Source organism: Scytonema sp. PRP1, assembly GCF_036697665.2.
In the GTDB taxonomy this organism is placed as follows: domain Bacteria; phylum Cyanobacteriota; class Cyanobacteriia; order Cyanobacteriales; family Nostocaceae; genus Kalymmatonema; species Kalymmatonema gypsitolerans.
The window spans coordinates 106667-112666 of sequence record NZ_JBAHYJ020000120.1; the positions used below are offsets into that span (position 1 = coordinate 106667).

Consider the following 6000-nt stretch of genomic DNA (forward strand, 5'->3'; position numbering starts at 1 on the left):
GCTCAAATATGTCGTTCGGTTTGCCAGTTCCAGAAAACTGGATGTGGAAACCGAAGGAACATACTCAAGTTAGGGAGATAACATCTGCTCTGGCTCCTTCACTGCTACTACCGAACATCATTTATGATGACCAGTAGTAAGCCTGCATCGCAGAGTTTATACTACGTAATTCGCTACCTTCTTTTGGTAGTGTCTTTTGACCCGGACAGGGTTGGCGGAAAGTACAGGAATCGAACCTGGAACACATCGATTATCAGTCGATCGCTCTACCAGTGAGCTAACTTTCGGGAGTTTGATGTAGGAGTTGAACCTACGTCCAGCCGATTGGTTCGGATGCTCTGCCACTGAGCTAATCAAACGATAGAGTAGTGACACATTGCACAAGCGTTACACGTTCAATCCAGAGGTTGGCATGCCAGTTGGGTATACAGAACCCAAACTATAGCTCGGCTTATGTATTACTCCTTGTTACTAACTGTAGCACAAAGCTTAGATGAGATTGCATCCTCACTAAATTCGGAAAGGCTTTTTTCCAACAGGGTATGAAACTCCTACTTAAAAAGCATTCAATAACACGGATGCTTGTCAGGATTTGAATAAATCATCTGCGAAACCTTGGGCGGTTGATCACCAATGTGAAAGGCGCGAACTTGTTCCTCAATCACTCTATCCGTATTTGTCACCCGCACAAATTGCCTTTTGTGTTCTGCCCAAGACTCTACAAGCAATGTTTCCACAAAGCGACTAGGGTCTGATAAATCTTGATACACGCCCCACTGAATCGCGCCATCACGCCGACGAATTTGACTGAGTGTTTGCATCACCTTGGTAAACTCTTCGGCGTTTGCTGGATCAATGCGATACTCCAGGGTAATTAAGACGGGACCATCGTTTGGGCACGGTTCAAAAGCGATGCGTGGCTGCTCCCAGTGCAGGGACGCCTGCAAATCCAATTTTTCAGCACAGCGAAGACGATAACGCACTGTTAGCAAAACACACACAATTAATCCCACAGCAGCACTGGCAAGGGCAATTGAGATACTTGTCCGTTGAGCTATAGTACCCCACAAAAGACTGCCCAGCACCATAGTTCCCTGGAATACTAACAATTGCACAGATAAAGCTCTGGCACGTACCCACGTAGGAACCGCTGTTTGCGCTGCGACATTGAGACTTACCATAACGCTGAGGGACGAAATTCCCACCAGCAGCATCACTACCCAAACCAGTGGTACGATGCGGAAAAATGCCAGCGCCAACATCATCACGCCCATCAGCAGGGAAGACAGCGCCACCACCCTGTCGCTGGAAAGCTTCTGCCGTGCTTTGGGTAAAATGAACGCTCCTGCTAAACCACCTATGCCCCAAAAGCCAAGAACTATACCGTACCCCAGCGCATCCAACTTTAACTCTTGACGTCCCAGCAGTGGTAGTAGAGCAAACAAGGCACTGGCAAAGAAAATATAAGCAAAAGTTCTAATTAGCACAGACTGAAAGACTGGGGCATAACGGATGTAACGTACGCCTGCTTGCATTGCTCCTACGACGCGTTCTGTGGGTAAGGCACTCTTTTCATGCCTGCGTTGCCAGCGATAAATCACAAGTATCACGCTCACAAATGAGGCAGCGTTCAGCAGGAAAACAACACCCGTTCCGGCTGTGGCGATGATTATCCCGGCGATCGCTGGACCAATTGAGCGAGATAAATTAACAACAATACCGCTGAGAGTCACAGCTTGTGGCAGTTCTTCTCTAGGCACGAGTTCGGGAGTGACAGCTTGCCAAACAGGCATATTCATCGAACTGCCGAGACTCAGGGCAAAGGTCAGCGCTAAGAGTATCCACGGAGTTGTGATGTGAGCTATTGTCAGTACACCTAACAAAGTCGCCATAGCGAGCATCCAGCCCTGCGTCCATAGCAACAACTTGCGGCGGTCAACAACATCGGCGATCGCTCCTGCTGGTAACGCCAGCAAGAAAAACGGCAAGCTAGACGCCGCCTGCATCAGCGCCACTAACAACGGTGAATCGGGTGCAAGAGTTGTCATCAACCATGCTGCGCCGACATCGTGCATCCAAGTCCCAATGCTTGACACCGCCGATGCCACCCATAGGGCACGAAACACTGGCTGACGCAGGGGAGTCCACATGGAAATAGCAACTGCTGATGGTGATGTCATAGGGAGATGCAGGAGTAGGGTGGATGGAGCAAGTCAGGGCTATTTCATTTACGCTTGTAACTGCCCTGCAATTCATAATACTCTTAACAAAAATAACTATTTAAGCTATTAAATTTCTTGCAAAAATCCAATTTAAGGGTATTTTGAACCGCAGATACACAAAGCATTGGACGCAGACAAACACTAGTTAATTATCTGTGTCCATCTGTGTCCATCTGTGGTTTGACATTCAAAAAATCGACTTTTGCAGGAGGTCTATTGACTAAACAAAAAAGTTGTTAAATCCTGTAAGATACCTAATCCCCTAAGAGAACCAGAAACTAGGCGAGTTGCCGCAATTGGTTGTTTGAGTAGTCCCATTGCTAAAGGAAACGCCTGTAAAGAACCATCATGAAATGCATTGGTGAGGTTTGGAATATTATGGCATGCGTCGTCGCTGATAACTCGCAGCATTGCTACGGCAATTCCCAACTCATTCAAAACTTGTAAGGCTGCATATCCTTCCATGTCTACAACGTCAGCATTATAAGCTTGACCTAATTGCAGTTTTTCACTGGCAGAATAAATGAGGCGATCGCTCGTCAACCCAATCCCCGTAAAAACTCTGTCTTGTAATTTCTTTTGCAGTATCTCTGTTAACTCTGGATTGCAGAAAAGCTCAGTAGCCTTTTTATTTTCTTCTGCAACGGGATAAACGCAACTTCGATACAGGACAGCCTCCCCAACGCCGTATTTGGGCGACAAACTTCCACATAAACCCATGAGCAAAACTTTAGGTTGCGAATGATGAAAAAGGTGTCCAGCTTGTAGCCATTGTTCTAAATATTTCCTTAATGCTGATGGACCCATAGGAATCGGGAAAACGGGCGGTGTAGGAACTGCAACGCGATTTAATCCTTTGCAAACAGATTTGTACTCTGGTCCTTGAGCAACCAGAATGGCATCAACAGGCATTGTCATTATTCTCTGCCCTATGTTTTTCCATAGTTGAGGCAATTATAGTTTTTCTAGGCGTATTGAGTTTAACAGCGTTACAGCAAGGTACACGACTTATGACAATTCGCACGTTTGTGACTGGTGCTACAGGCTTTGTTGGTGCTAACTTGGCACGGTTGCTTGTACAGGAAGGCTATGCAGTCCGGACGCTAGTTCGTCCTAACAGCCGTTTGGACAATTTACAAGATTTAGACGTAGAGATTGTCAAAAGCGACCTGAACGATCCGGATTTACACCAGAAAATGCAGGGCTGTCAGGTACTATTTCACGTTGCAGCTCACTATTCTCTTTGGCAAGCTGACCGAGAGTTATTGTATCAGAATAATGTCTTGGGAACGCGTAATGTGTTAGCAGCTGCGCGTCAAGCAGGGATTGAACGCACAGTTTATACCAGTTCCGTCGCCGCTATTGGGGTAGGTGAACCAGGGAAGGTAGTCGATGAAACACATCAAAGCCCGCTTGAGGAACTAATTGGTCACTACAAGAAGTCTAAGTATCTAGCTGAGCAGGAAGCCAAACAAGCGGTAAAACAGGGTCAAGATATCGTGATAGTCAATCCAAGCACTCCAATTGGTCCTTGGGACATTAAACCAACTCCTACTGGAGGGGAAATTATTCTGCGATTTCTGCGAAGGCAAATGCCTGTTTACCCAAAGACGGGTTTGAATTTTATCGATGTGCGCGATGTGGCGAGGGGACACCTACTAGCTTTGGATAAAGGAAAAACAGGAGAGCGTTATATATTGGGCAACCAAAATCTTACTCTCAAAGAATTGCTTGATCAACTTGCCGAAATCACAGGTCTGAGTTCCCCTCAAAAATCTATCCCAGGATGGATACCTCTAAGTTTAGCTTGGATTGATGAGCGAATTCTCGCGCCTTTGGGCAAAGCGCCTTCGATTCCTTTGGATGGTGTTCGTATGTCGCATCAACCGATGTATTACAACGCTTCCAAAGCCGTCAGAGAATTGGGTTTACCTCAAACGCCAATTAGAACTGCTTTACAAGACGCCGTAAATTGGTTTGTGGCTCAGAAATACGTTGAGGTAGCATACAAATAGAGACTTTTCGGTCTAACATAACCATACAAAATTGTCATCAGACATTTTGCTTAATTGGTTGAGTGCAGACTGCTGATAGGTAGAGTCCATATCAAGGTGTTGAGGAGAATTATGGGCATTCAATTACAACAAGCTATTGAAATAGGTAAGTATTTAGTGACTCAACGTCTGTTGGGTCGCAAACGTTTCCCTCTGGTTCTGATGTTGGAACCGCTGTTCCGGTGTAATCTGGCTTGTTCCGGTTGTGGAAAAATCCAGCATCCTAAAGAAATACTTAAACAACACTTAACTCCTGAACAATGCTTTGCCGCAGTGGAAGAGTGTGGCGCACCAGTTGTCTCTATTCCTGGAGGCGAACCCCTACTACATCCCCAAATTGATGAGATTGTCCGAGGCTTGGTTGAACGCAAAAAGTTTATTGTTTTGTGTACCAATGGATTGTTGTTAGAGAAGAGCCTCGATAAGTTTCAACCTTCCCCTTACCTGACTTTCAGTGTGCATTTAGACGGGATGCGGGAGCTACACGATAAGTGTGTGGATCGCAAAGGAGTTTTTGATATTGCAATTCAAGCAATTCGTGCAGCAAAAGCGAGAGGATTTCGTGTCGCTACAAACACTACGGTTTTTGAAGGAGCTGATCCTAAAGAATTGCAGGAGTTGTTTGACTTCCTCACGAGTTTGGGTATTGATGGCATGACAATTTCCCCAGGCTACAGTTATGAGTGGGCACCAGATCAAGACCATTTTCTTCAGCGCGAACAAACACGGGCACTCTTCCGGCAAATCTTTGCTCCTATGAAAGCAGGTCAGAAAAACTGGGATTTTATTAATAGCCCACTGTTTTTAGATTTTCTCATTGGTGAGAAAGACTACGATTGTACCCCTTGGGGAAGTCCCAGCTATAGCGTTCTTGGTTGGCAAAAGCCTTGTTACCTTCTCAATGAAGGTCACTACAAGACTTTCCAAGAACTGTTGGAAAAAACAGATTGGAAGCAATACGGTCGTGCTAGTGGCAATCCTAAGTGTGCAGATTGCATGGTACATTGCGGTTATGAACCCACCGCTGCTATGGATGCGATGCAGCCGACAAATATCGGGCGATCGGTGAAGGCAATGTTAGGAATGGGGAGCTAATCTGACGGTTGAGCTTAGTAGATAATTGCACAAGTTCCTAATGTTACACATCTGATTCTATTAGCGTGCCTCTTGCGGAGGAGGCACGCTGCACTAACGTTGATTTCAGTTCCTACAATAGAAGATAGAGGTTTCTGACAACGATTAGGGATTTTGTAATGCCCAAAAGTCTTGCTAACAAAATAGTTGTATTTGGCTTACTTGGTTCTTTGCTAGCACTTACAACTGGCTGTGGGGATGAAAGTTCTAGTGACACGAACTCTTCAGAAGTCAATCAAACAACAGAAATCAGGAATGGTGAAGTTAAACTTAATTGTTCGTCCAACTCACCAGATGATCAAGTGACTACAACCGCGACTGTTAATGGCAGAGAGTACAAATGTGAGAATGGACGGACAGTTAGGGTCAGATAAAGAGCAAGACACGGATAGAGTAAAAAATGTGACAATAGTTTTGGGAAACTAACCGTACATTTGACCTGAAGAATTTAGTTTTCGTTGATGAGTCTGGGGTAAATATAGCTATGATATCAAGCCCGGTTGAATACTTATCATTACCCTAAGAACCCCACCCCCGTAAAGCTACGCTTCACGTCCCCTCCCCGCAAGCGGGGAGGGGCGGCGCGGGGT

General features: G+C 45.6%; 6 protein-coding genes and 1 tRNA gene. 4 read left to right on the forward strand and 3 right to left on the reverse strand.

Going from position 1 to position 6000, the window contains the following annotated elements; genetic code table 11:
• Positions 1-8 precede the first annotated feature (8 nt).
• Positions 9-137, forward strand: coding sequence for a hypothetical protein (locus tag V5G28_RS32250; protein WP_336231515.1), 129 nt, complete (start codon positions 9-11; stop codon positions 135-137).
• 152 nt (positions 138-289) lie between these two features.
• Here the strand turns inward: V5G28_RS32250 and V5G28_RS32255 are convergent.
• The 3 genes from V5G28_RS32255 to V5G28_RS32265 form a co-directional block, all read right to left on the reverse strand.
• A tRNA-Trp gene (locus V5G28_RS32255) sits at positions 290-359 on the reverse strand.
• A 207-nt stretch (positions 360-566) separates the two neighbouring features.
• Complete coding sequence (locus V5G28_RS32260) at positions 567-2180, reverse strand: MFS transporter (RefSeq protein WP_332988283.1); 1614 nt, start codon at positions 2178-2180, stop codon at positions 567-569.
• Between the two features lie 255 nt (positions 2181-2435).
• On the reverse strand, positions 2436-3140 hold the full coding sequence (locus tag V5G28_RS32265) for a 5'-methylthioadenosine/S-adenosylhomocysteine nucleosidase family protein (protein WP_332988285.1): 705 nt from the start codon (positions 3138-3140) through the stop codon (positions 2436-2438).
• Positions 3141-3238: 98 nt separating this feature from the next.
• Between V5G28_RS32265 and hpnA the strand changes: the two genes are divergently transcribed.
• From hpnA to V5G28_RS32280, 3 genes are all read left to right on the forward strand, one after another.
• Complete coding sequence (hpnA, locus tag V5G28_RS32270; protein WP_332988306.1) at positions 3239-4237, forward strand: hopanoid-associated sugar epimerase; 999 nt, start codon at positions 3239-3241, stop codon at positions 4235-4237.
• 111 nt (positions 4238-4348) lie between these two features.
• Positions 4349-5371, forward strand: a complete 1023-nt coding sequence (gene hpnH / locus V5G28_RS32275) for an adenosyl-hopene transferase HpnH (RefSeq protein ID WP_096564713.1) — start codon at positions 4349-4351, stop codon at positions 5369-5371.
• Between the two features lie 158 nt (positions 5372-5529).
• Positions 5530-5784 carry a hypothetical protein gene (locus V5G28_RS32280; protein ID WP_332988290.1) on the forward strand — a complete coding sequence of 85 codons (255 nt, stop codon included), beginning with the start codon at positions 5530-5532 and terminating at the stop codon, positions 5782-5784.
• The last annotated feature ends 216 nt before the right edge of the window (positions 5785-6000 follow it).

Coding starts and splice junctions, on each gene's coding strand:
- V5G28_RS32250 (WP_336231515.1), top strand. CDS start 9: ATGTCGTTCGGTTTGCCAGTTCCAGAAAACTGGATGTGGAAACCGAAG.
- V5G28_RS32260 (WP_332988283.1), bottom strand. CDS start 2,180: ATGACATCACCATCAGCAGTTGCTATTTCCATGTGGACTCCCCTGCGT.
- V5G28_RS32265 (WP_332988285.1), bottom strand. CDS start 3,140: ATGACAATGCCTGTTGATGCCATTCTGGTTGCTCAAGGACCAGAGTAC.
- hpnH (WP_096564713.1), top strand. CDS start 4,349: ATGGGCATTCAATTACAACAAGCTATTGAAATAGGTAAGTATTTAGTG.
- V5G28_RS32280 (WP_332988290.1), top strand. CDS start 5,530: ATGCCCAAAAGTCTTGCTAACAAAATAGTTGTATTTGGCTTACTTGGT.